We start from the raw sequence: 24,583 nt of genomic DNA on the forward strand, positions 1-24,583 counted from the left end.
CCACAGGGCCGAAGAAACAAGCGGCCGTATACCAGCCGCCGCCCGGTCACAGAGGACCGGTGCTCGGCGCACATGCATGGAGGACGTGACGTGGCGAACGACGCCAGCACCGTTTTCGACCTAGTGATCCTCGGCGGCGGCAGTGGCGGTTACGCCGCGGCGCTGCGCGCATCCCAGCTGGGTCTGGACGTTGCCCTGATCGAGAAGAACAAGCTCGGCGGCACCTGCCTGCACAACGGCTGCATCCCCACGAAGGCTCTGCTGCACGCGGGCGAGATCGCGGACCAGGCCCGCGAGGCCGCCCAGTTCGGTGTGAAGGCCACCTTCGAGGGCATCGACATCGCGGGTGTGCACAAGTACAAGGACGACATCATCGCGGGCCTGTACAAGGGTCTGCAGGGCCTTGTCGCCTCCCGCAAGCTGACCTACATCGAGGGTGAGGGCCGCCTCTCCTCGCCGACGTCCGTCGACGTGAACGGCCAGCGCATCCAGGGCCGCCACGTCCTGCTGGCGACCGGCTCCGTGCCGCGCTCGCTGCCGGGCCTGAACATCGACGGCAACCGCATCATCTCCTCGGACCACGCGCTGGTCCTGGACCGCGTGCCCGAGTCCGCCATCGTCCTGGGCGGCGGCGTCATCGGCGTCGAGTTCGCCTCGGCGTGGAAGTCCTTCGGCACCGAGGTCACCATCGTCGAGGGCCTCAAGCACCTCGTGCCGGTCGAGGACGAGAACAGCTCGAAGCTGCTGGAGCGCGCGTTCCGCAAGCGCGGCATCAAGTTCAACCTCGGCACCTTCTTCGACAAGGCCGAGTACACCGAGAACGGTGTACGGGTCACCCTCGCCGACGGCAAGACCTTCGAGGCCGAGGTGCTGCTGGTCGCCATCGGCCGCGGCCCGGTCTCGCAGGGCCTGGGCTACGAGGAGCAGGGCGTCGCGATGGACCGCGGCTACGTCGTGGTCGACGAGTACATGCAGACCAACGTGCCCACCATCTCGGCCGTCGGCGACCTGGCCCCGACCCTCCAGCTCGCGCACGTCGGCTTCGCCGAGGGCATCCTGGTGGCGGAGCGTCTGGCCGGTCTCAAGACCGTCCCGATCGACTACGACGGCGTGCCGCGCGTCACGTACTGCCACCCCGAGGTCGCGTCCGTCGGCATCACCGAGGCCAAGGCCAAGGAGATCTACGGCGCGGACAAGGTCGTGGCCCTCAAGTACAACCTGGCGGGCAACGGCAAGAGCAAGATCCTGAAGACCGCGGGCGAGATCAAGCTCGTCCAGGTCAAGGACGGTGCCGTGGTCGGCGTCCACATGGTCGGTGACCGGATGGGCGAGCAGGTCGGCGAGGCCCAGCTGATCTACAACTGGGAAGCCCTGCCGGCCGAGGTCGCGCAGCTCATCCACGCGCACCCGACGCAGAACGAGGCGATGGGCGAGGCGCACCTGGCGCTCGCCGGCAAGCCCCTGCACGCACACGACTAATCGTCACCGGGCGCGACGACCACTTCCGCACATTCGTTAGGAGCAACTGAAACCATGTCGGTTTCCGTAACCCTTCCGGCGCTCGGTGAGAGCGTTACTGAGGGCACTGTCACCCGCTGGCTGAAGGCCGAGGGCGAGCGCGTCGAGGCCGACGAGCCGCTGCTCGAGGTCTCGACCGACAAGGTCGACACCGAGATCCCGTCCCCCGTGTCGGGCATCCTGGCCTCCATCAAGGTCGCCGAGGACGAGACCGTCGAGGTCGGCGCCGAGCTGGCCATCATCGACGACGGCTCGGGCGCGCCGGCCGCGGCCGCCGCTCCGGCCGCCGAGGCTCCGGCTGCTGCGGCTCCGGCCGCCGCTGCCCCGGTCGCCGAGGCTCCGGCCGCGCCGGCTCCGGTCGCCGAGGCCCCCGCGGCCCCGGCCGCCGCCGCCGCTCCGGCCGCCGGCACCGATGTCGTGCTCCCCGCCCTGGGCGAGTCCGTCACCGAGGGCACCGTCACCCGCTGGCTGAAGCAGGTCGGCGAGTCCGTCGAGGCCGACGAGCCGCTGCTCGAGGTCTCGACCGACAAGGTCGACACCGAGATCCCCGCCCCGGTCGCCGGCGTCCTGCTGGAGATCCTGGTCGCCGAGGACGAGAACGCCGAGGTCGGCGCCCGTCTGGCCGTCATCGGCGTGGCCGGTGCCGCCCCCGCGGCCGCCCCGGCCGCCGCTGCGCCGGCTCCGGCCGCCGCTCCGGCTCCGGCCGCCGCCCCGGTCGCCGCCCCGGTCGCCGCCCCGGCTCCGGTCGTGGCCGCTCCCGCGGTCGCGGCTCCGGTCGCCGCTCCGGCTCCCGTGGCCGCTCCGGCTCCGGTCGCCCCCGTGGCCCCGGCCGCCCCCGCCGCTCCGGTTTCCGCCGGTGACGAGGGCGCGTACGTCACTCCGCTGGTGCGCAAGCTCGCCTCGGAGTCCGGCGTCGACCTGTCCTCGGTCGCGGGCACCGGTGTCGGTGGACGCATCCGCAAGCAGGACGTCCTGGCCGCCGCCGAGGCCGCCAAGGCCGCCGCTGCCGCCCCGGCGGCGACCGCCGCTCCGGCCGCCAAGGCTCCGGCCGCCGCGGTCTCCGAGCTGCGCGGCCAGACGGTCAAGATGACCCGCATGCGCAAGGTCATCGGCGACAACATGATGAAGGCCCTGCACTCGCAGGCGCAGCTCAGCTCCGTGGTCGAGGTGGACATCACCAAGATCATGAAGCTGCGCGAGAAGGCCAAGGCCGGCTTCCTCGCCCGCGAGGGCGTCAAGCTGTCCCCGATGCCGTTCTTCGTCAAGGCCGCGGCCCAGGCGCTGAAGGCCCACGCGGTCGTCAACGCCCGGATCAACGAGGACGAGGGCACCATCACCTACTTCGACTCGGAGAACATCGGCATCGCCGTGGACTCCGAGAAGGGCCTGATGACCCCGGTCATCAAGGGTGCCGGCGGCCTCAACCTGGCGGGCATCTCCAAGGCCACCGCCGAGCTGGCCTCCAAGGTCCGCGGCAACAAGATCACGCCGGACGAGCTGTCGGGCGCGACCTTCACCATCAGCAACACCGGCTCGCGCGGTGCGCTGTTCGACACGGTCATCGTGCCCCCGAACCAGGTCGCCATCCTGGGCATCGGCGCGACGGTCAAGCGCCCGGTGGTCATCGAGACCCCCGAGGGCACGAACATCGGCATCCGCGACATGACGTACCTGACCCTGTCCTACGACCACCGCCTGGTGGACGGCGCGGACGCGGCCCGGTACCTCTCGGCCGTCAAGTCGATCCTCGAGGCCGGCGAGTTCGAGGTCGAGCTCGGCCTGTAAGGACCCCGCGCGCAGCACCGTCTGCCGCGTCACGGCGCCCCCGTCCGGGATCTCCCGGACGGGGGCGCCGTCTTGTTTGTAAGCAGCCTCACCCCGGGTCCCTGACCGGGAACGCATCGCGACGACCGGAGCCGCCGTATTGTCTACGCATCAGGCCCCGCGTGACCCTGCACACCCACCAGGAGATGAAGACCCGATGATCACCCCACCCGTCGTGCACTCGCTGCGCGAGCAGATCCGCGAGCACATCGTGGAGGGGATCGTCAGCGGGCGCTGGAAGCCCGGTGAGCGGATCGTGGAGCGCCGGATCGCCGTCGAGCTGGAGGTCAGCCAGACGCCCGTGCGCGAGGCCCTGCGCGAGCTGGAGACGCTGCGGCTGATCGAGTCGGCGCCGAACAAGGGCGTGCGCGTACGGAACCTGTCGGCGGCGGACCTGGAGGAGATCTATCCGGTCCGGGCGGGCCTGGAGCAGATCGCGGCCGAGCTGGCCGCGCCCCGTCTCGCCCTGGACTGCACGGCCCTGGAACCGCACGTGGCGGCCCTGTGGGACGCCGACCGCAGCGCGGACGGCACGGCGCAGGTGCGGCACACCGTGGGCTTCCACCGGGAGATGGTGCGGGCGGCCGGGAACAGCGTGCTGCTGCACACCTGGGAGTCCCTGGGCATCGAGGTCTTCACGGCCCTGTCCATCCGGTGGCTGGGAACCGTCCAGAAGTCCTACGCCGAGGAGCACGAAGCCCTCGTGGACGCCTTCCGGAACCAGGATCCGGAGATCGGGCTGCTCGTGAAGCGGCACGTGCTGGGGTGCGCGCCGCGGGCTTGATCTTGCCCCCGCTTGCCCGCTTCACCCCGTGCCGACTGCCCCTTTTCCTCTGATTTGCCCGGCACTGGGTGCCTAATTTCCTGGCACCCGGTGCCGACTTTTGTCATATGGACGTTTCTTTTTCACTTTCATTTGATCGATCATCGATCAGCGACTTACAGTCATCCGCGGACCCCACCCGGGTCCAACGACCCTGTCCTGCCCGTCAGGGATTTCTTCACCACCTCTCCTTTGTCCGGAAGGCGGCGCACACCGATGTCCGACCCCGTAGGAAAGCTTCCGAGCGAGCTCGACCAGCTCCCGGACCGCGACACCGAGGAGACCGCCGAATGGGCGGCCTCCCTCGACGCAGTCGCCAAGGCCGCCGGTACGCGCCGCGCCGAATACCTGATCCGCCGCACGCTCCAGCACGCCGAGGCCGCCGGCCTCGCGCTGCCGAAGCTTCTTGAGACGGACTACGTCAACACCATCCCCACCGCCGCGGAGCCGGAGTTCCCCGGCGACGAGGCGATGGAAGCCAGGATCACCGCGTGGAACCGCTGGAACGCGGCCGCCATGGTGACCCGCGGCTCCAAGTACGGCGTCGGCGGCCACATCGCCACCTTCGCTTCGGCGGCCTGGCTCTACGAGACGGGCTTCCAGCACTTCTTCCGCGGGAAGGAGGCCGACGGATCGGGCGACCAGCTCTACATCCAGGGCCACGCCTCCCCCGGCATCTACGCCCGCGCCTTCCTCGACGGCCGGATCTCCGAGCAGCAGCTCGACAAGTTCCGCCAGGAAGCCGGCGGCAACGGCCTGCCGTCCTACCCGCACCCGCGGCGCCTGCCGTGGCTGTGGGAGTTCCCGACGGTGTCCATGGGCCTCGGCCCGCTCTCCGCGATCTACCAGGCGCGCTTCAACCGCTACCTGCAGAACCGGAGCATCAAGGACACCGCCAACTCGCACGTCTGGGCCTTCCTGGGCGACGGCGAGATGGACGAGCCCGAGTCGACCGCCGCCCTGGCCCTCGCCTCCCGCGAGCAGCTCGACAACCTGACCTTCGTCATCAACTGCAACCTGCAGCGCCTCGACGGTCCGGTCCGCGCCAACTTCCGCGTGGTCCAGGAGCTGGAAGCCCAGTTCCGCGGCGCCGGCTGGAACGTCATCAAGTCGCTGTGGGGCTCCGCCTGGGACGAGCTGTTCCAGCTCGACACCACGGGCGCCCTGGTACGCCGCCTGCGCGAGGTACCCGACGCGCAGTTCCAGACGTACGCGACCCGCGACGTGGCCTACATCCGCCAGCACTTCTTCGGCGCCAACGCCGAGCTCGTCCAGCTGGCCGGCGTACTGTCCGACGCGAAGATCGCGGAGTGCTTCCACACCTCCCGCGGCGGCCACGAGCCCCGCAAGGTCTACGCCGCGTACAAGGCCGCCCTGGAGCACAAGGGCGCGCCGACGGTCATCCTCGCGCAGACCGTCAAGGGCTACACGCTGGGTGCCGGGTTCGAGTCGAAGAACGCGAACCACCAGATGAAGAAGCTGACGATCGACGAGTTCAAGGACATGCGCGACCTCCTTGGCCTCCCGATCCCGGACAGCGCCTTCGCCGACGGCCAGGTCCCGTACGGCCACCCGGGCGCGAACAGCCCCGAGGTGCAGTACCTGAACGAGCGCCGCGCGGCGCTCGGCGGGCCCGCCCCGGCCCGCAAGGTCAAGCACGTGGCCCTGCCGGCCCCGGCGGACCGCTCCTTCGCCCCGCTGCTCAAGGGCTCCGGCAAGCAGGAGATGGCCACCACCATGGCCTTCGTCCGGCTCGTCAAGGACCTGATGCGGGACAAGGAGACCGGCAAGCGCTGGGTGCCGATCGTCCCCGACGAGGCCCGCACCTTCGGCATGGAGTCCCTCTTCCCGTCGGCCGGCATCTACTCGCCGCTGGGCCAGACGTACGAGCCGGTCGACCGCGACCAGCTCATGTACTACAAAGAAGCCAAGGACGGCCAGATCCTCAACGAGGGGATCACCGAGGCCGGCGCCATGGCCGACTTCATCGCCGCCTGCACGTCGTACGCGACGCACGGCGAGCCGATGATCCCGTTCTACATCTTCTACTCGATGTTCGGCTGGCAGCGCACCGCCGACCAGATGTGGCAGCTCGCCGACCAGCTCGGCAAGGGCTTCATCGTCGGCGCCACCGCCGGCCGCACCACCCTGACCGGTGAGGGCCTGCAGCACGCGGACGGCCACTCGCACCTGATCGCGTCCACGAACCCGGCGTCGCTCAACTACGACCCGGCCTTCGCGTACGAGATCGCGGTGATCGTCAAGGACGGTCTGCGCCGGATGTACGGCGAGAAGCCGGAAGACGTCTTCTACTACCTGACGGTCTACAACGAGCCGAAGCCGCAGCCCGCGATGCCCGAGGGCGTAGAGGAAGGCATCCTCAAGGGTCTGTACCGCTTCAACACGGCGGCGGACCTGGCGGAGGCGGCCCCGGCCGCCGACGCCCCGAAGATCCAGCTGATGGCCTCCGGTACGGCGATCCACTGGGTGCTCGACGCGCAGAAGCTGCTCGCCGCCGAGTGGAACGTGGCCGCCGACGTCTGGTCCGCCACCTCCTGGGGCGAGCTGCGCCGCGACGCGCTGGAGTGCGACGAGGCGCTGCTGCGCGGCGAGATGCGCACCCCGTTCGTCAGCCGCGCGCTGGAGGGCGTCACCAGCCCGGTGCTCGCCGTCTCCGACTGGATGCGCCAGGTCCCGGACCAGATCAGCCAGTGGGTCGAGCAGGACTACACCTCGCTGGGCACGGACGGCTTCGGCCTGTCCGACACCCGCGAGGGCGCCCGCCGTCACTTCGGTGTCGACGCCCAGTCGATCGTGGTGGCCGCGCTGGCCCAGCTCGCCCGCCGCGGCGAGGTACCGGCGTCCTCCATCAAGGAAGCCCGCGAGCGCTACGGCCTCTGAGGACGCGCGGGCTCCTGAGCCCTCAGACGTCTGAGCAACCGCACCCGGCACGCCGAAAGGCCGGTGTCCACCCCCGCCAAGGGGGTCGGACACCGGCCTTTCGCCGTGTGCGCGGTGGCGGCGCGGGGGCGGACCCGTGATGCTGGAGCCGTGATGGACGAGACGGAGTTCTGGGAGATGGTCGACCGTACCCGCGAGGCCGCCGATGGCGACCCCGAGGAACACGCCGAGCTGCTCGTCGAGCGGCTGGCCCAGCTCGATCCGGATTCCGTCCTGGACTTCGCCCGGCACTTCGAGTCGCGGTACAACCGGGCCTACACCTGGGACCTGTGGGGCGCGGCCTGGGTGCTGCTCGACGGGGCGAGCGACGACGCGTTCGACTACTTCCGGTGCTGGCTGATCGGCCAGGGGCGGGAGGTCTTCGAGGGCGGGGTGCACGACCCCGACCACCTGGCGGAGCTGCTCGGCGAGTTCGACGAGGAGATCGACGGGGACGGCGAGGAGCTGGGGTACGCGGCCGACGAGGCGTACGAGCAGCTGACCGGGGCGGTGGCGCCGGAGCTGGGCATCCCGCTCCAGGCGGCCGAGCCGGAGGGCGCCCCGCTGGACTTCGAGAACGAAGCCGTGCTCGCGGAGCGCTTCCCCCGGCTGTGGGACCGCTTCAGGGGCTGACCGCCCCGTGGTGCCGGTCGGTGCCTGTCCGCGCCCACGGGTGCCCGCAGGCGCCTGCCAGGGCGTGCGGGCATCCGTAGACGCCTGCCAGGGCGTGCGGGCACCCGTTGGGCGCCTGCGCTTGCCCGGGGCCTAGTAGTGCGTGCCGCCGTCGATGCGGATCTCCGTGCCGGTGATGAAGGCACCGTCCTCGGAGCCCAGCATGGCGACGACGCCGGCGACCGTCTGCGGGCCGGCGAAGCCCTGGCCGAGGGCCGGGGCGAGCTTGGCGAACAGGCTCCAGTCGGTGTCCTCGGGCAGGCCCGGGCCGTTGCCGGTGGTCATGCCGGACTCGATGGAGCCGGGCGCCACGGAGACGAAGCGCAGGCCCTGCTTGCTGTACTCGGCGGCCAGGGCGTGGGTCATGGACTGGATGCCGCCCTTGCTGGCCGCGTAGGCGGACATGTAGGGGTGCGCGAAGCTCGCCGAGGTCGAGCTGAAGTTGACGACGACCGGCTGGTCGCCCGCCAGCAGCGCCGGGAGCGACTCCCGGATGACCAGGAACGTTCCGGTCAGGTTGACCGAGATGATCTTGTTCCAGAACTCGAGCGTGGTCTGGTGGGTGTGCGATGAGCGCAGGATGCCCGCCGCGTTGACCAGTACGTCGAGGCCGCTGCCGCCGAGGGCGTCGACGGCGGCGGCGACGCCGGACCGGACGGCCGCCTCGTCGGATATGTCGAGGACCGCGGTGGTCAGGCGGTCGGCGTGCCCGTCGGCGGCGGCCCGCTCCGCCGTGGCCTTCAGGCCGGCTTCGTTCACGTCCACGGTGTGGACGCGGCCGCCCTCGGCGAGGATGCGGTGGACGGTGGCCTGGCCGATGCCGGAGCCGCCGCCGGTGATGAGGACGCGACGTCCTTCGTAACGGTTCATGGGGAGGAGCGTACTCCGGCGATGACACGTTTTGCCAGACTGTCAAACCATGCATTCACACGAGGGGGCGCGGGGTATCCTTCCCCCCGTGAGATCCCCTCGTCCGTACTCTCCCCAGGCCGGCCCCGGAGCCCAGTCGCTGAACGAGCGCCGCAAGGCCGCCACCCAGCTCGACATCGCCCGCGCGGCCTGCGAACTCTTCGCCGAGAACGGCCCCGACGGCACCACCGCCGAGGACATCGCCCACCGCGCGGGGGTGGCACTGCGCACGTTCTACCGCTACTTCCGCAACAAGCAGGAGGCGGTCGCCCCGCTGCTCGCGGGCGGCGGCGACGCCTGGCGCGCACTGCTCGCCGAGGAGGATCCGGGCACCCCGCTCGTCGAGGCCCTGGAGCGCGCCGTCACCCGCTCGCTCACCGACCCCCAGGCGCTCGAGGAGGGCCTGGAGGTCACCCGCGGCCTGCTGCGCGCCGCCGCGACCGACGAGGCGCTGCGGGGGGTCTGGTACCGGGTGAACCAGGACTCCGAGGAGCGCCTGGTCCCGGTCGTCGCCCGACTCGCCGGCCCGGAGGCCGAGGCCCTCGGCGTCCGCCTCCTCGCGGCGGCGGCCACGGACGCGATCCGCATCGCCCTGGAACTCTGGTCCACCACGGACACCCCGCCCTCGGGCCCCGGCTCCCCCTCCGAACTGGCGATCCGCTGCCTGCGCGACCTCACGGGCGCGATGCCCCTGATGCGCTGACCGCCGCGCCCCGCCGGTCCCCGCCCGCGCGCCGCCTCAGAGGAACCGCCGCGACTTCTCCCGCAGGTGCTCCGCGAGGAAGGCGGGGGCGTCGGGCCGCATCCGGGCGAGGGCGACCATCGCCGTGACGATGACGTCGGCGACCTCCGCCTCCACGTCGCCCCACGTGTGCGAGTTGCCCTTGCGGGGATTGGTGCCCTTGGCCCCGATGACGGCCTGCGCGGCTTCGCCGAACTCCTCGCCGATCTTCAGGATCTGCAGGGTCACGCTCTCCTCCCGCGCCACCCCGCGCTCCCGGTCGTGCTCGTCGAACCGCGCCACGAGCGCCCCGATGGTCTTCCACACGTCGTCCATGCCCCGAAACTAGCCGCGAAGCCGACCTCGGACCGCGGGAACGCGGAAGCCCCGCCCCTTCCGGAAGGAAGGGGCGGGGCTTCTCGCGATCAGTGCGTCGGGATCAGCACGTCAGCACGGCACGGCTTAGAGGTCGAAGTAGAGCTCGAACTCGTGCGGGTGCGGGCGCAGCGCGATCGGCGCGATCTCGTGGGTGCGCTTGTAGTCGATCCAGGTCTCGATGAGGTCGGGGGTGAAGACACCGCCGGCCAGGAGGTACTCGTGGTCCTCCTCCAGGGCCTTGAGGACCGCGTCCAGGCTGGTCGGGACCTGCGGGACGCTCGCGTGCTCGTCCGGGGAGAGCTCGTAGAGGTCCTTGTCGATCGGCTCCATCGGCTCGATCTTGTTCTTGACGCCGTCGAGGCCCGCGAGCAGCAGCGCCGCGAAGGCGAGGTACGGGTTCGAGGACGGGTCCGGGGCGCGGAACTCGACGCGCTTGGCCTTCGGGTTCGAGCCCGTGATCGGGATGCGCATCGCGGCGGAGCGGTTGCGCTGCGAGTACACCATGTTGACCGGCGCCTCGAAGCCCGGAACCAGGCGGTGGTAGGAGTTCACCGTCGGGTTGGTGAACGCCAGCAGCGACGGGGCGTGCTTGAGGATGCCGCCGATGTAGTAGCGCGCGGTGTCCGACAGGCCCGCGTAGCCGGCCTCGTCGTAGAACAGCGGGACGCCGTTCTCCCACAGCGACTGGTGCACGTGCATGCCCGAGCCGTTGTCGCCGAAGATCGGCTTCGGCATGAAGGTCGCGGTCTTGCCGTTGCGCCAGGCGACGTTCTTCACGATGTACTTGAAGAGCATCAGGTCGTCGGCCGCGGCGAGCAGCGTGTTGAACTTGTAGTTGATCTCGGCCTGGCCGCCGGTGCCGACCTCGTGGTGCTGGCGCTCGACCTGGAGCCCCTGGGCGTCCAGCTCGAGGGAGATCTCGGCGCGCAGGTCCGCGAAGTGGTCGACCGGGGCGACGGGGAAGTAGCCGCCCTTGTAGCGGACCTTGTAGCCGCGGTTGTTCTCCTCGGAACCGGTGTTCCAGGCGCCGGCCTCGGAGTCGATGTGGTAGAAGCTCTCGTTCGCGGTGGTCGCGAAGCGCACGCTGTCGAACACGTAGAACTCGGCCTCGGGGCCGAAGTACGCCGTGTCGGCGATGCCGGTGGAGGCGAGGTACGCCTCGGCCTTCTTCGCGACGTTGCGCGGGTCGCGGCTGTAGGCCTCGCCCGTGATCGGGTCGTGGATGAAGAAGTTGATGTTGAGCGTCTTGTCCTTGCGGAACGGGTCCAGGCGCGCGGTGGTGATGTCGGCGCGCAGCGCCATGTCGGACTCGTGGATCGCCTGGAAGCCGCGGATCGAGGAGCCGTCGAAGGCGAGCTCCTCGTTCGGGTCGAACGCGCGCCCCGGGATGGTGAAGTGCTGCATCACACCAGGCAGGTCACAGAAGCGGACGTCAACGAACTTGACGTCGTTCTCCTTGATGTACTGCGTCACTTCGTCGGCGTTCTTGAACATCCAACTCCTCCTACTCCCGACCCCGGGGCAGGGGCGGGCTTTATAGCTAGTGGTGCGTCAGTGCGGTGCCGCACGCTGACCCGACCATAAGCAGACGGGGTTTCTCAAGCATGACCCATTTGTTTCGCACAAGTTAACCAGGGTCCCGCCGGAACGGCGGGAGGCAGCACAGGTACCGTGTTCGGGTGGACAAGAGGCAAGCAATCGGATCCTGGCTCTCGGGCCCCCGCGAGACCGCCGAGCAGATGGGCGTCGACTTCGGGTACCCGGGCAAGCAGCTCGGCCTGCCGCAGCAGGGGCCCGGCTCCGTCGCACGGTTCGGCCGCCGCTTCGGGGCCGTGCTCATCGACTGGCTGGCCTGCCAGCTGATCGCATACGGGCTGATCACAGGCCGCGACTGGACCGGTGCGGGCAACTGGACGCTGGGGCTCTTCGTACTCCTGAGCATCCTGACCGTCGGCACCGTGGGCTTTACCCCCGGGAAGCGGATCCTGGGCATCCGGGTCATCCGGCAGGACGGCAGCCGGCTCGGCATCGGGCGCGTGATCCTGCGCACCGTGCTGCTCGCCCTGGTCATCCCGGCCCTGGTCTGGGACCGCGACGGCCGCGGACTGCACGACCGCGTCAGCCACGCCGTCCAGGTCCGGATCTGAGAACACGCAGCACACGCGGTACGCGGCACACGCGACAACGCACGGGCGCCCCGAGCCATCCGGCTCGGGGCGCCCGTGCGTTGTATACGAAAATCTGGTCAGCGCATCTTTCCGCCGCGCGGCATGCGCATCCCCTTGGGCATCGGGCCCTTCGGGATCGGCATGTTGCTCAGCAAGTCGCCCATGGCCCGGAGCTTGTCGTTGACCTGGGTGATCTGGGGACCGGAGAGCACGCGGGGCAGCTTCATCAGGGTCGTACGGACCTTCTTGAGCGGCACCTCGCCCTCGCCCTTGCCCACGATGAAGTCGTGGACCGGGATCTCGGGCATGATCCGGGCCAGCTTCTTCTTCTCGTTCGCGAGCATCGGCTTCACCCGGTTCGGGTTGCCCTCGGCGATCAGGACCACACCGGCCTTGCCGACGGCCCGGTGAACGATGTCCTGCTGCTTGCTCATCGCGACGGCGGGGGTGGTGGTCCAGCCCCGTCCCACGTTGTCCAGTACGGCCGCGGCCGCGCCCGGCTGGCCCTCCATCTGCCCGAAGGCAGCCTGCTCGGCCCGTCGTCCGAAGATGACGGCCATCGCAAGGAACGCCACCAGGAAGCCCAGGATGCCCAGGTAGACCGGGTGGCCGATCAGGAAGCCGATCGCGAGAAAGACACCGAAGGTGACGATTCCCACGCCCGCGACGATCAGACCGACCTTCGGGTCGGCCTTGCGCGTCATCTTGTACGTCAGGGCGATCTGCTTCAGTCGCCCGGGGTTCGCAGCAGTCTCTGCGTTTGACTTCCTCGCCATGCAGCGAAGTTTACGTGGCCTTCTCGGTCCGGGTCGCCGCGGCCTCGAGTACGTGCTCGGTTTCGACCCGGTCCTGGGCCCTGCGGCGGTCTTCGAGGACGGCCGTCCAGGCGTTGCGGCGGGCGCCGCTCATGAGCAGCGACTCAATGCCCCGGAAGGCGTCGGTGAAGGACGGGATGGCGATGGCGCGTACGGGCGCGGCCTGCATGATGTCGATCCCTTTCACGGAGCTCACGTCGGGGGGTGACCAGGGGTGTGTGCTGTGCGTCAAGCAATCGTCACTGAATGGTGTTACCAGGGCGTGACCACTCGGTCAAATGTGATGGACACGTTGCAAACGCCGACGCGACCCGCCGGGCACTTCCGAGGAAGAGCCTAGGGGCCGCGTCGATGCGGTGTTACCTATCGGTAAGACTTTGTGCGCGAATTCACACAGTCCGTTCAGACGGTCGCGCGCTTCTCCATCGCCTGCTGGTACAGGCGACCCGCCCGGTACGAGGACCGGACCAGCGGGCCGGACATGACGCCGGAGAAGCCGATGTCCTCGGCCTCCTTCGCCAGCTCGACGAACTCGGCCGGCTTCACCCAGCGCTCGACGGGGTGGTGGCGCGGCGAGGGCCGCAGGTACTGGGTGATGGTGATGAGCTCGCAGCCCGCCTCGTGGAGGTCCTTCAGCGCCTGGCTGACCTCCTCGCGCTCCTCGCCCATGCCCAGGATCAGGTTGGACTTGGTGATCAGGCCGTAGGCGCGCGCCTTGGTGATCACCTCGAGCGAGCGCTCGTAGCGGAAGCCCGGACGGATCCGCTTGAAGATGCGCGGCACCGTCTCGACGTTGTGCGCGAAGACCTCGGGGCGGGAGGCGAAGACCTCCTCCAGCAGCTCCGGGACCGCGTTGAAGTCGGGGGCCAGCAGCTCGACCTTGGTGTGGCCGCTCGCGCGGCCCGCCGTCTGCTGGTGGATCTGGCGCACGGTCTCCGCGTACAGCCAGGCGCCGCCGTCCGCCAGGTCGTCGCGCGCGACGCCCGTGATGGTGGCGTAGTTCAGGTCCATCGTGACGACGGACTCGCCGACGCGGCGGGGCTCGTCCCGGTCCAGCGCCTCGGGCTTGCCCGTGTCGATCTGGCAGAAGTCGCAGCGCCGGGTGCACTGGTCGCCACCGATGAGGAAGGTGGCCTCGCGGTCCTCCCAGCATTCGTAGATGTTCGGACAACCGGCCTCCTGGCACACCGTGTGCAGTCCTTCGCCCTTCACCAGGGCCTGCATCTTGGTGTACTCGGGACCCATCTTCGCCCGGGTCTTGATCCACTCGGGCTTGCGCTCGATGGGGGTCTGGGCGTTACGGACCTCGAGGCGCAGCATCTTGCGTCCGTCGGGTGCGACTGCGGACACGACCGGCTCCCTGTGACTTCGATTCTTCGGCGCCCACCAGGGTACGCCCGTAATTTCATACGCTCTTACGTCGGCCAACCTGCGGGCCGCCGGGCCCATTCCCCGGCGGCGGCCAGGGCCGCTAGGAGACCGGTGCGGGCGCCGTTTCGCGGGGCAGCAGCTCCGCCTGCTCCAGGACGTCCTTCAGGTGCCGCTCGATGACCGGCAGCACCTCGGCGATGGTGAGCTCACGGCCGAGCTCGTAGGAGAGCGAGGTCACACCGGCGTCCCGGATCCCGCAGGGGACGATCCGGTCGAACCAGGTGTTGTCCGGGTTCACGTTGATCGCGAACCCGTGCATCGTGACGCCCTTGGCGACCCGGATGCCGATGGCGGCGAGCTTGCGGTCCTCGCGGCGCTGGCCGGCGTTGGACGGCGCGTACTCGGGGCCGTTCAGCCGCGGGTCGAACTCCTCGTCCGCCAGCCGCGGGTCGAAGTCGAGGGACAGCCCGCCGATCCGCGGACGCTCCTCCACCGGGTCGCCGAGCACCCAGACGCCGCTACGCCCCTCGACGCGGGTGGTCTCCAGGCCGAACTCGGCGGCCGTGCGGATCAGCGCGTCCTCCAGGCGGCGCACGTGGGCGACCACGTCCACCGGGCGGGGCAGCTTCATGATCGGGTAGCCGACCAGCTGGCCCGGGCCGTGCCAGGTGATCTTGCCGCCCCGGTCCACGTCCACGACGGGCGTGCCGTCGAGCGGGCGCTCGCTGTCGGCGGTGCGCCGGCCGGCGGTGTAGACCGGCTGGTGCTCCAGCAGCAGGCAGGTGTCCCCGATCTCGTCCGCGAAGCGGGCCGCGTGCACCCGGCGCTGCTCTTCCCAGGCCACCGTGTACTCCACGGCGTCCGGTCCGAAGCCCAGATGGACAAACCCAAGATCAGCCACCGCGGCGCCTCCTCATCGAACCTGCCGTCGAACTTGCTGTGTGCACGTATCGCACCAGCCAAGGGTACGGCGACCCCCTCGCGGCCCGTCAGCGGCCCGTCAGCCACCCGCCGCGGCCTGCGCGAAAGGCCCGCGCGGCCCCGGATCCACGGGCCCGGGCGCGGGCTCCGCGGGCGGTCCCGGGAGCTGTGGCGGGCGTCTGCGCCCCTTCGCCGGCCGGTCCGGGTCCTCGTCCGCCCGGGGCAGCCTGCGGTGCCCCTCGGAGTGGTCGTTCACCCAGCCGCAGACCCCGCACGCGTACCGCCCGTCGAGCCCGGCGATGTACGTCCCGCAGCGCCGGCACTCCGCCTCGGTCAGCTCTGGCGCGGGAAGCGGGGCCGTGGCGGAATCCGCATGGTCCTCGCAGCGCTCCGGGGGCTGCTCCCCGGTGGTCCGGCGGGTCATGGCCCGCAGCGTACGCGGGTGGAGGGGGTCGGTCCGTAAAGACCCCTACCGGTTCTCCACACGATCGGATGAATGTGGGACAGAGGGGGCGGTGTAGGCGAAGTTCGCCGCTACATTCACGCCGTTCACAGGGCCGGGACTCCGGTCCGTCACGTCAGGAAACCGTGGAGCCGATGACGGAACGACCTGCCCAGCGTGTCCCCAACCGGCAGCTCGCGGCACTGATCGCCGAGGCCGGGTTCTCCAACGCCGGGCTCGCCCGCCGCGTCGACCAGCTCGGTCTCGAGCACGGTCTCGACCTGCGGTACGACAAAACCTCCGTGACCCGCTGGCTGCGCGGGCAGCAGCCGCGCGGGACCACCCCGGCGCTGATCGCCGAGGTGTTCACCCGGCGCCTCGGGCGGCGCCTCTCGGCCCAGGACCTGGGCCTGGACGCGTGCGCCCCCGTGTACGCCGGGCTGGAGTTCGCGGCCACCCCGGAGGAGGCCGTCGACATCGCGAGCGGACTGTGGCGCAAGGACTCGGGCTCGCACGCCGAGCTGCGCAAGATCGCCTTCACCCCGGCCGGGCTGGTGGTGCCCAGCCGGGACTGGCTCATCGGGCGGGCCGACGAGCGGGTCGGCCGCGGGGCGGAACAGGCCGCCTCCCGCGTCCCCGAACAGGGCCGGCCCGTGCAGGGCCGGGCCTCGGTGCCCCGCCAGCGCCAGATCGACCGCGGGCCCGGGCAGCGGGTGACGGGCGGCGACATCGCGGCGCTCAGATCAGTGAGCGAGCTGTTCCGCACCCTGGACCACGCCTACGGCGGCGGCCATGCCCGCCAGGCCCTGGTGCGCTACCTGGAGCACGAGGCGGAGCCGATGCTGCGCGGCACCTACGGGGAGACCACCGGGCGCCGGCTGTTCTCCGCCGCCGCCGATCTGACCCGGCTCGCGGGCTGGACCTCGTACGACATCGCCGCGCACGGGCTCGCCCAGCGGTACTTCGTGCAGGCGCTGCGCCTCGCCCAGGCAGCCGCGGACCGGCCGTACGGGGCGTACGTGCTGGTCACCATGAGCCGGCAGGCGGTCTACCTCGGCCACGGCCGGGAGGCGGTGCAGCTGGCCCGCGTCGCCCAGCAGGGCGTCGGCTCGGGCCCGCCGCCGGTGGTCCAGGCGCTGCTGCACTCGGCGGAGGCGCGAGGGCACGCGGTGCTGGGCGAGGTCCGGGCGGCCACGGCCTCGCTGGTGCGGGCGGAGCGGTCGCTGGGCGCGGCCCGGCCCGGTGACGACGTACCGCACTGGGCGCGGTGCTACGACGAGGCGCAGCTGGCCGACGAGTTCGGGCACTGCCACCGGGACCTGCAGCAGTACCGGGCCTCGGCGCAGCACGCGGAGCGCTCGCTCCAGCTGCGGGCGCCCGGGTACGCGCGCTCGCGGCTGTTCTGCCGGGTGGTGCTGGCCACGGCCCGGCTGGGGCTGGGCGAGCTGGACCAGGCGTGCGCGCTGGGCGCGGAGGCGGCGCAGCAGGCGATGGAGATGCGGTCGGTGCGCGCGGTGGAGTACGTACGGGACTTCGAGCGCCGGCTGGAGCCCTACCGGGACGCCTCGGCCGTGCGGACGTACCGGGACCGGGTGGCGGCCCTGTCCTGACCCTGCGGGCCGGCGGGGTGGCGGCCCGGGCCGGCCGCCCCGCCGGCCCGGGCGGGTGGTTGGCTCAGGCCGCCACCGGAAGCGCGGCCTCCGGGGCGGCCGGGAGCGGGATGCCGAAGTCGCGCAGGACGGCCCCGGCGGCGCGGCGGGCCGAGCGCAGCGCGCCCTCGACGGTGTTGATGTCGCGGTGGTCCCCGCACACGTACAGCCCGGCCAGGACCCTGACCGTGCGCCGGGTGTCCAGCGGCGGGGGCATGGCGGGGACGGCTTCGGGGGTGTGGTGGACGGCGAGGAGCTCCCACTCGCGGGGCGAGGTCTCGTAGAGCCGGGCGAGGCGCGCGGCGACCGTACGAGCGGGCGGCGGCGGGCCGAGCACCGTGGTGGTGACCAGGCTGCGGCCGGCGGGGGCGCGCGTCGGGTCGACGGCGCTCATCACGGCGGTGTGGGCGACGGGCCACTTGGGGTCGCCGTCCAGGAGCAGCGAGCCGTCCCAGGGCAGCGGGGCGGCGGTGGCGTGGTGGATGACGGTGACCTGGTGGAACGCCGGCACCCGCAGGCCGGGGAGCAGTTCGGCGGCGGCTCGTGCGCCGGTCGCGAGGACGGCGGAGCGACAGCTGAAGTCGCCGTGCTCCTCGGTGGTGACGAGGTTGGTGGCCACGGACCGGACCCGGACCCCGGTCCGTACGGTGCCGGGCGGCAGCGCGGCCGCGAGCAGGCCGGGCAGGGTCGCGGCGCCGCCCTCGGGTACGGCGAGCCGGCCGCGCGCGAAGGTCCGCAGGGCCAGGTCGGCGACGCGGCTGGAGGTGGTGAGCGCGGGATCGCGCAGGAGCGCCGAGAGCAGCGGGCGCAGCGTCGTACCGAGCCCGCGGGAGCGCAGGGCGGCGTGGGCGGTGCGCTCGGGACGGGCGAGGAGGCGCTCCTCGGGCAGTGCGGCGAGGCGTTTGAGGGCCGCGGCGATCCGGGCCTGGTCGAGGGAGCCGCTGGTCAGGGCGCGTGCGGGGGTGAGTGCGCCGACGCGCAGCGTCCTTCCGTCGGTGTGGACGAGGGCACCGGGCGCGAAGGGCCGCAGGACCAGGTCCGCCAGCCCGGGGGTCCGGGCGGGCTCGGTGTAGGCGGTGTTGAGGAGCTGGCCGATCCGGTCGAGCCGGAAGCCGTCGACGGTCTCGGTGGCCATCCGGCCGCCGGGATCGTCGGCACCCTCCAGAACGATGACGGTGACTCCCGCGGCGATCAGGTGGTGCGCGGCGGTGAGTCCCGAGACTCCGGCTCCTACGATGATCACGTCCGCGTGATGTGCGTGTGCGCTGTTGAGCACGTGCCCCTCCCCGAGGTCGGCCCGGCTGTGTGGGGACCTCCTTCCCCCAACCCGCTCCGGCGGAACCCGAGTCGGGTGGGCTATTGCGGACGGCTCGGTCAACTCCGGTCGCACGCCGGTCGCATTCGGGTCACGTACGGTCGCACGCGAAAGGCCAGTGCGCTCCCCCGGCACGACCCGGGCACAACCCAGGCAAAGGCCTACGCTTCGAGCGCCGCCCGGATGGACTCCTCGATGCCGGGGTGGCGGAAGACGAAGCCGGACTCCAGCAGCCGGGCGGGACGCACCCGCTGACTTCCCAGCACGTCCTGGGAGAACTCCCCGAGCACCACCCGCATGACCGGAGCCGGCACGGCGAACACCGCCGGGCGGTGCAGGACCCGGCCCATCGCGGCCGTGACCTCGCGGTTGGTCAGCGGCTCGGGGGCGGTCAGGTTCACCGGCCCGGCCAGCGAGGGCGTGTCGAGGAGGTGGCGCAGGGCGGCGATCTCGTCGTGCATCGAGATGTGCGACCAGTACTGGCGCCCGCTGCCGAGCCGGCCGCCGATGCCGGCCTTGAAGATCGGGAACAGCTTCCCCCAGGCCCCGCCCTCGGCCGCGACGACCAGCCCGGTACGGGCGAACACGGTCCGGATCCCGGCCTCCCGGGCGGGCGCGGCGGCGGCCTCCCACGCGACGCACACCTCGGGCAGGAACCCCTCGCCCGCCGGGGCGCTCTCGTCGACCGGGGTGTCACCCGTGTCGCCGTAGTACCCGATGGCGGTTCCGCAGACGAACACAAAGGGCGGCTCGGCCATGACGGCGACGGCCGAGGCCATGGCGGCCGTGCCCTTGACCCGGCTGTCGCGGATCTCCCGCTTGTAGGCGTCCGTCCACCGGTGGTCCCCGACCCCCGCCCCGGCGAGGTGCACGACGGCGTCGCAGCCGGCCAGCCCGGCCGGATCGACGTACCCCCGCGCGGGATCCCACCGCGCCTCGTCGGCGGCGGCAGGCTCCCGCCGCACGAAGCGCACGACCTCGTGTCCGTCCGCCTTCAGGGACCGCCCGAGGGCGCTGCCGATGAGCCCGGTGGCACCGGTGACCGCGATACGCATGCCCTCATCTTGCGCCATGCCCCCGCCCCGTCCGCAGGGTCTTGCGCGACCGGCCCGGCTTCCCCGTCAGCCGGCCGCGCCCAGCCACGTGCCCACCGCGTACGTCACGGCCATCGCCACCGCGCCCCCGGCGACGTTCCGCAGCACGGCCCGCCCCGCCGGAGCCGGACGGCGGAAAAAAAATCCTCCGCGTCCAGGCGAGCACCCGGGCCCCCTCGAAAGCCTCACGTGCGACCTGCACAACCACCGGGGCCGCCGCGGCCGCAGCGACCGCGCGGCCGGCCCGATCGCGGGCCGTGTACGTTCCGTGCGGATCCCGTCCACCGCGTCGCAAAGGAACACGGGGGCACGTAAGGTGGGAGCGGGTGGAGCGGGTGGGGTCAGCAAGGATCAGTCAGGGGCAGGAGACGGCCCGGGCCGGGCTCCGGGGTGGTCGCCGCCATCCTCGCCCGCACCCGTCAGCGCTGCCACCCGGAATCCGCGCGACCGCTCGGCGCGACCGTCGGCGGCAGGACGGCCCGGTGCCACGGCAAGGACGGCGGACGGCTGCCGAGCGGCTCGGATCCGGCCGGGGGAGCGGTCGTGACGTGCAGCCCGGCGTCCAGGCCGAGGGCCACGGCGACGGCCGTGCCGTCGGGCTCGGCCAGGCCGGCCGGTGCGCCCGTGTAGAGCATCTGGGACTCGTACCAGGACCGGGCGCCGTCCGGGCCCGACACGGCGACCGTGCCCGTGCCCGCGCGGCCGGCGAGCACGCCGCCCGCGACGCCGACGGCGCCGTAGCCGCCCTCGCCGCCCGCCTCGGTGACCGGCGAGAACTTCGGCGCGGATCCCGCGGGCCCGCCCGCGGTGGCCAGGGCCGTGGCCACGGTGCCCGTGCCCGGCCGGCGGAAGTGCAGGCGTACGCCCTCGCCCTGCGCGCTCGCCGAGAGGGGACCGGTGGTCGCCGGCAGCCCGGTGGGGAAGGGGCCGCCGGACGGGCCGCCCGGGGCCGGCTGGATCCAGGCCAGCACGCTCTGGGCGGTGGCCGCGTAGACGTGGCGCCGGCCCGCGCCGTCGGCCGCCGTGACGGGGTCGCCCTGCAGGGCGGCGCCGCCCAGGGCCTGCCACGTGCCGAAGTCACCGCCCGGGGCCGTCTGCGCGAGGGCGCGCAGGGTGCGCCGGGAATCGCGTACGTACACGGTCATGCGGCCCGCGGGGTCCACGGCGACGGCCGGCGCACTGATCGCCGAAGTGCCGGATATGTCGTCCGTGTCCGGGGTGCCCAGCGACTGCCACGGGCCGAACGCGCCGTCCGGCGCGGCCTGGACGGCGTACACGAGGCCGCGCCCGTAGTCCTGAGGTCCCGGGCCCAGGGTGGTGCGGGTGCCGAAGACCGCGACCCTGCCGTCGGGGAGCCGGACCGCCGTGGCGCCCGCGTCGATCCCGTCGCCCGGGAGGAACTCGGGGCCCTGCCAGGCGGCCTTGGGGCCGGTGCGCGACCAGTACGCCATCCGGCCGTCCAGGACGGCGAAGGCCCACAGCCGGCCGGGAACGCCCTCGGTCATCCAGGAGGTGGTGTCGCCCCGGCCGTAGCGCAGGGTCTGGCTCCATCCGGCGCCGGCCGGCCGCGTCGCGGTCTTGCGGTCGCCGCAGCCGGCGGGGCTGCCGCACCAGTCCTGGTGGTCCATCCAGGCGTAGGTCTTGAGGTAGCCGAGCTTCTCCTCGGCCGCCTGCGGGTCGAGCGTCGGGGGCAGGGAGCTGTTGGGGTAGCTCACGTAGTTCTGGACCGAGAAGTGCGGCCGGTCCGCGGACTTCGCGTAGCGCTCGGTCGCGGCCTGCACGAACCGGGCGCCGTACATGTGGTCCTGGTGGTCGAGGAAGGCCCCGCCGCCGTGGGCCCGGCCGGGAGTCGGGTCCTGCGTGCGTATCGTGGTCGGCCGGTACGTCGCGAAGACGCCCGCTATGGCCTCCACGACCTGATCCCTGGTGTACGAGAACGAGGGCTTGACCGGAGTCCCGGAGGCGAGCTGGGCGCCCAGGGCGGGGACCCTGCCGTCCCACAGTCCGCGCAGGCTGTCCGGATTGTCGCCGGAGATGCTGCGGGCCTCGCGCAGCTGCATCCAGACCAGGTTGACCTCGGGCCTGGCGACGAGGACGTCCACCTCGGCCCGGCCCCCGCCGGCGGTGGGTATGGACTTGCGCTGCCAGGCGCTGGTCCGGTTCCCGGTGGCCATCTGGGCATAGGCGGCGCGGATGCCGTTCTGCCGGGCTTCGGCGTAGGCGGCGTGGTCGGCGGGCCCGGCGGGATCCTGCAGGTGCGGGCTGTGGGCCTCGTTGCGGCCGTCGGCCTCGCCGGAGGTGAGGTAGACGGTGGAGACCTCGACGCCCGTCGATATGGAGCGGCTCAGGTCCGGGTTCATGAAGAAGAGGTCGTCGTCGGGGTGCGCGACGACTTGGAGGACCGTGCCCTCGGTCACACTCGACGGGAGCGCCGCCTCGGGGGCCGCCGGCTCCTGCGCGCTCCCGTGTCCGTAGGCCCAGGTGGTCACCCCGGCGCCGGCGACGGCGAGCGTGGTGAGCAGGGCCGCGAGGCGGGTGCGGCTGGCCAGGGACATCGAGAACGCCTTGAGGATCGGTCCGGTGCGGAATTCCGCCGAGGGGGGTGGGTCGGTGCCCCGATGGCCCCACCGCTTCCGGAGGCGACCGGGCCCGATTATGCCTCGGGTGCTTGCGGCTGACACACCCTCAAGAGGCATATGAAGGCATACAATCCGATCACTCCCATTCATCGGATACATCCCATTTGTCATCATTGGGGATGTGGGTGGGTGCGTTCTGCCGACCGCGGGAGCGTGCCGGGCACCGCTTCTTCCGGGCGCTGCGCCGACGGGGCGGGACGCCGACCGAGACGGGGGTCACACCCGGCTCAACGGCCACCGGCCACCGGCCACGGGCCGGGGGCCGTCGCCGGTGTGCGGCGGCGGCCCCCGGTGGGGTGCGAAGGGTGGATCAGCCGGTGAAGCCGGTCGTGATGGAGGTGAACTGCCAGTCGCTCTGGGCGATGCCGGAGCAGGTCTCCTGCAGGCCGCCGCCGGGGCAGCCGCGGTCGCGGTTCACCGACCAGAAGGCGAGGCGCGCGATGTGGTGGGAGTTGGCCCAGTTGCGGATGTCGGTCCAGTTCTGGACGGTCGTGGTCTCCTGGGTGTCGCTGATGCCGTTCATGCCCGAGATGCCGATGTGGGCGTAGGCGGTCGCGTCGTCCCATCCGTAGGTGGACTTGAGCTTGGCCTTCAGGCCCTCGGTCGCGCTGACGGTGCTGGCGTACATGTCGGTCGAGGCGTTGCCGAAGTCGAACGGCATGATGGTGAAGACGTCGATGCCGGTGTTGAGCGCCTTCGACTGCTCTATCAGTCGGTTGCCCCAGCTGGTCGGGCCGGTGGTGCTGGTGCCGAAGGTCAGGATGGTCTTCAGGCCGGGGTTGTTCTGCTTGACGATCTTGAGTGCCCCCAGGATGCGGTCCTGGACCACGGCGTTCTCGAACTCGTCCGTGTTCTCGATGTCCACGTCGATGGCCTTGAGGCCGTAGGCGCTGATGACCTGCTGGTAGGCGCCGGCCAGGGCCTCGGCGCTGGAGCAGTTGGGGCCGAGCTTGTTGCCCTGCCAGCCGCCGATGGAGGGCACGATGTCACCGCCCGCCGCGCGGATCGAGGCGATGGTGCTCTGGTCCACACCGCCGGTCAGCGGGCGCTGGCCGTCCCAGGACGGGTTGCACCCGCCGGAGGAGAGGATGAAGGCCATGGTGAACCACTTGGCGCCGGTCGCGTTCATCACGCTCGTCGCGCTCGGTGGGTTGCCCCAGCCCAGGTAGAGGTACGGTGCGGCCTGCTTGAAGCCGGTCGGCGGTGTGGTCCCGTTGTCGGTGGTGACGTTGACCGGGTTGGAGGCGGGCGAGCTGTTCCCGGCGAGGTCGCGGGCGCGGACCGTGAACCCGTAGGCCGTGTTGGGGGTCAGGCCGCTCACGGTGACGCTGGTGGTGGTCGAGGTGGCGACCTTGTTGCCGCCCTGGAAGACGTCGTAGCCGGTGACGCCGACGTTGTCCGTGGACGCCGTCCAGGCCAGGGACGCGGTGGTGGAGGTCTTGCCGGTGGAGGCGAGGCTTCCGGGCGTGGTGGGCGCCTGCGTGTCGACGGTGCCGCCGGGTCCGTCCAGGGTGATGTCGTCGGCGTGGTAAGTGCCCTGCCCGTACCAGCCGTTGAGGTAGACCTCGGCGCTGGTCTGGGAGGCGCCGGTGGTGAAGCTGACGGTCAGCTTGGTGTAGGCGGCGGCCGAGGGGGTCCAGGTGGAGGCCCCGCCGGTGACCCCGAGGTAGACGTAGCTGCCGCGGACCCAGGCGGAGAGGGTGTAGGTGGTGTTGGGCTGCACGGCGACCGTCTGCGTGCACTTGGCGTTGTCGGAGGCGCTCGCCGCTCCGGCGAGCGCCTTGCTCCCGCCGTGCACGGGGGATCCGACCACGGAGCCCAGGCCTCCGGAACAGGACCAGCCGGCCGTGCTGCCGGTCTCGAAGTCGCCGTTGCCGAGCAGGTTGGCGCCGAACGCCGCACCGGGAGAGGTCAACACCGCGGCCGCGCCGAGCAGGGTGGCGCCGAGGCCGCAGGCCAGACGGGTTCGGATTCTGGTGCTGGTGCTGGTACGCAAGGAAGTGCCTCCAGTGGGAATGGGGGGACGGCGCGAAGCGCGAAGCGCGGGGCGTACGGCCGCTGGACGTGGGGGAGTCGGCGGCGGGAGGGAGCCCGCCGAAGGGTCGTACGCCGGGTGGGGCAGGGGAGTTGGCTTCGTGGCGACTGCGTGACGGCTTCGTGGCCGGGAACCTAATCCTCCGGAAGGGCCGCCGTCAACAGGTCTGGACCAACTGGAAGTTGGTTACCCCAATCGGAAAGTTTCCTAACCGTGAGGGTTGACAAGGGGGCCGCGTTTTCGCGAGCCTGGCCCGACAGAGTGGCCACACCCGCCCCTAGTGGAGCCCCCGCCGCGGGGCATTTCGGCCCGCCGTGGGGCAGCCGGCCCACGGCGGATCGACAGGCCC

The 24,583-nt window shown here is 71.6% G+C and carries 20 protein-coding genes and 1 pseudogene; 8 read left to right on the plus strand and 13 right to left on the minus strand.

The annotated features are described in order from the left end of the window. Positions 1–90 precede the first annotated feature (90 nt). The 5 genes from lpdA (at position 91) to DRB89_RS10635 (ending at position 7,738) form a co-directional block, all read left to right on the plus strand. Positions 91–1,479, plus strand: coding sequence for a dihydrolipoyl dehydrogenase (gene lpdA / locus DRB89_RS10615; protein WP_112446402.1), 1,389 nt, complete (start codon positions 91–93; stop codon positions 1,477–1,479). A 54-nt stretch (positions 1,480–1,533) separates the two neighbouring features. Further along, the gene (gene sucB / locus DRB89_RS10620; RefSeq protein ID WP_112446403.1) at positions 1,534–3,303 is read left to right on the plus strand and encodes a 2-oxoglutarate dehydrogenase, E2 component, dihydrolipoamide succinyltransferase; all 1,770 of its coding nucleotides are present in this window, start codon (positions 1,534–1,536) and stop codon (positions 3,301–3,303) included. 199 nt (positions 3,304–3,502) lie between these two features. Continuing rightward, the gene (locus DRB89_RS10625; RefSeq protein WP_112453135.1) at positions 3,503–4,126 is read left to right on the plus strand and encodes a GntR family transcriptional regulator; all 624 of its coding nucleotides are present in this window, start codon (positions 3,503–3,505) and stop codon (positions 4,124–4,126) included. A 255-nt stretch (positions 4,127–4,381) separates the two neighbouring features. Further along, the gene (gene aceE, locus DRB89_RS10630; RefSeq protein ID WP_112446404.1) at positions 4,382–7,066 is read left to right on the plus strand and encodes a pyruvate dehydrogenase (acetyl-transferring), homodimeric type; all 2,685 of its coding nucleotides are present in this window, start codon (positions 4,382–4,384) and stop codon (positions 7,064–7,066) included. A 153-nt stretch (positions 7,067–7,219) separates the two neighbouring features. Continuing rightward, positions 7,220–7,738, plus strand: coding sequence for a DUF4240 domain-containing protein (locus DRB89_RS10635; RefSeq protein WP_112446405.1), 519 nt, complete (start codon positions 7,220–7,222; stop codon positions 7,736–7,738). A 132-nt stretch (positions 7,739–7,870) separates the two neighbouring features. On the opposite strand, the gene DRB89_RS10640 is transcribed toward DRB89_RS10635, so the two are convergent. Continuing rightward, positions 7,871–8,647, minus strand: coding sequence for an SDR family oxidoreductase (locus DRB89_RS10640; RefSeq protein ID WP_112446406.1), 777 nt, complete (start codon positions 8,645–8,647; stop codon positions 7,871–7,873). Positions 8,648–8,735: 88 nt separating this feature from the next. On the opposite strand from DRB89_RS10640, the gene DRB89_RS10645 reads away from it, so the two are divergent. Beyond that, positions 8,736–9,389, plus strand: a complete 654-nt coding sequence (locus DRB89_RS10645) for a TetR family transcriptional regulator (protein WP_239516078.1) — start codon at positions 8,736–8,738, stop codon at positions 9,387–9,389. A 36-nt stretch (positions 9,390–9,425) separates the two neighbouring features. On the opposite strand, the gene DRB89_RS10650 is transcribed toward DRB89_RS10645, so the two are convergent. Both DRB89_RS10650 and glnA read right to left on the minus strand, forming a co-directional pair. Next, complete coding sequence (locus tag DRB89_RS10650) at positions 9,426–9,743, minus strand: MazG-like family protein (protein WP_112446408.1); 318 nt, start codon at positions 9,741–9,743, stop codon at positions 9,426–9,428. Positions 9,744–9,869: 126 nt separating this feature from the next. After that, a complete protein-coding gene (glnA, locus tag DRB89_RS10655; protein WP_112446409.1) occupies positions 9,870–11,279 on the minus strand; it encodes a type I glutamate--ammonia ligase in 1,410 nt (469 codons plus the stop codon). A gap of 185 nt (positions 11,280–11,464) precedes the next feature. On the opposite strand from glnA, the gene DRB89_RS10660 reads away from it, so the two are divergent. Beyond that, positions 11,465–11,932, plus strand: coding sequence for an RDD family protein (locus DRB89_RS10660; protein ID WP_112446410.1), 468 nt, complete (start codon positions 11,465–11,467; stop codon positions 11,930–11,932). Between the two features lie 98 nt (positions 11,933–12,030). Here DRB89_RS10660 and DRB89_RS10665 read toward each other — a convergent pair whose 3' ends face one another. From DRB89_RS10665 to DRB89_RS10685, 5 genes are all read right to left on the minus strand, one after another. Further along, entirely contained in the window at positions 12,031–12,729 is a 699-nt protein-coding gene (locus DRB89_RS10665; RefSeq protein WP_112446411.1) for a DUF4191 domain-containing protein, read from the minus strand. A gap of 10 nt (positions 12,730–12,739) precedes the next feature. Beyond that, entirely contained in the window at positions 12,740–12,937 is a 198-nt protein-coding gene (locus DRB89_RS10670; protein ID WP_112453136.1) for a hypothetical protein, read from the minus strand. Positions 12,938–13,170: 233 nt separating this feature from the next. Next, positions 13,171–14,118 (minus strand): lipoyl synthase, encoded by a 948-nt coding sequence (gene lipA, locus DRB89_RS10675; RefSeq protein ID WP_112446412.1) that lies wholly within the window; start codon positions 14,116–14,118, stop codon positions 13,171–13,173. Between the two features lie 121 nt (positions 14,119–14,239). Further along, positions 14,240–15,040, minus strand: a complete 801-nt coding sequence (lipB, locus tag DRB89_RS10680; protein ID WP_112446413.1) for a lipoyl(octanoyl) transferase LipB — start codon at positions 15,038–15,040, stop codon at positions 14,240–14,242. Between the two features lie 99 nt (positions 15,041–15,139). Then, entirely contained in the window at positions 15,140–15,484 is a 345-nt protein-coding gene (locus tag DRB89_RS10685) for a hypothetical protein (protein ID WP_112446414.1), read from the minus strand. 173 nt (positions 15,485–15,657) lie between these two features. Here DRB89_RS10685 and DRB89_RS10690 point away from each other — a divergent pair, with 173 nt between their 5' ends. Then, the gene (locus DRB89_RS10690; protein ID WP_112446415.1) at positions 15,658–17,112 is read left to right on the plus strand and encodes a regulator; all 1,455 of its coding nucleotides are present in this window, start codon (positions 15,658–15,660) and stop codon (positions 17,110–17,112) included. Between the two features lie 64 nt (positions 17,113–17,176). Here the strand turns inward: DRB89_RS10690 and DRB89_RS10695 are convergent, their stop codons facing one another. The 5 genes and pseudogenes from DRB89_RS10695 to DRB89_RS10715 form a co-directional block, all read right to left on the minus strand. After that, positions 17,177–18,427, minus strand: a complete 1,251-nt coding sequence (locus tag DRB89_RS10695; protein ID WP_112446416.1) for an NAD(P)/FAD-dependent oxidoreductase — start codon at positions 18,425–18,427, stop codon at positions 17,177–17,179. Between the two features lie 200 nt (positions 18,428–18,627). After that, positions 18,628–19,521: a TIGR01777 family oxidoreductase gene (locus DRB89_RS10700; protein ID WP_112446417.1), complete on the minus strand. Its 894-nt coding sequence runs from the start codon at positions 19,519–19,521 to the stop codon at positions 18,628–18,630. A gap of 66 nt (positions 19,522–19,587) precedes the next feature. Beyond that, positions 19,588–19,686 (minus strand): annotated as a pseudogene (locus DRB89_RS46305) (VIT family protein); the annotation flags it as partial. 293 nt (positions 19,687–19,979) lie between these two features. Continuing rightward, complete coding sequence (locus DRB89_RS10710) at positions 19,980–22,115, minus strand: PIG-L family deacetylase (RefSeq protein ID WP_112447968.1); 2,136 nt, start codon at positions 22,113–22,115, stop codon at positions 19,980–19,982. 394 nt (positions 22,116–22,509) lie between these two features. Next, the gene (locus tag DRB89_RS10715; protein ID WP_239516765.1) at positions 22,510–24,159 is read right to left on the minus strand and encodes a carbohydrate binding domain-containing protein; all 1,650 of its coding nucleotides are present in this window, start codon (positions 24,157–24,159) and stop codon (positions 22,510–22,512) included. Positions 24,160–24,583: the final 424 nt, after the last annotated feature.

Origin of the sequence: Streptomyces sp. ICC4, assembly GCF_003287915.1 — a bacterium.
In the GTDB taxonomy this organism is placed as follows: domain Bacteria; phylum Actinomycetota; class Actinomycetes; order Streptomycetales; family Streptomycetaceae; genus Streptomyces; species Streptomyces tritrimontium.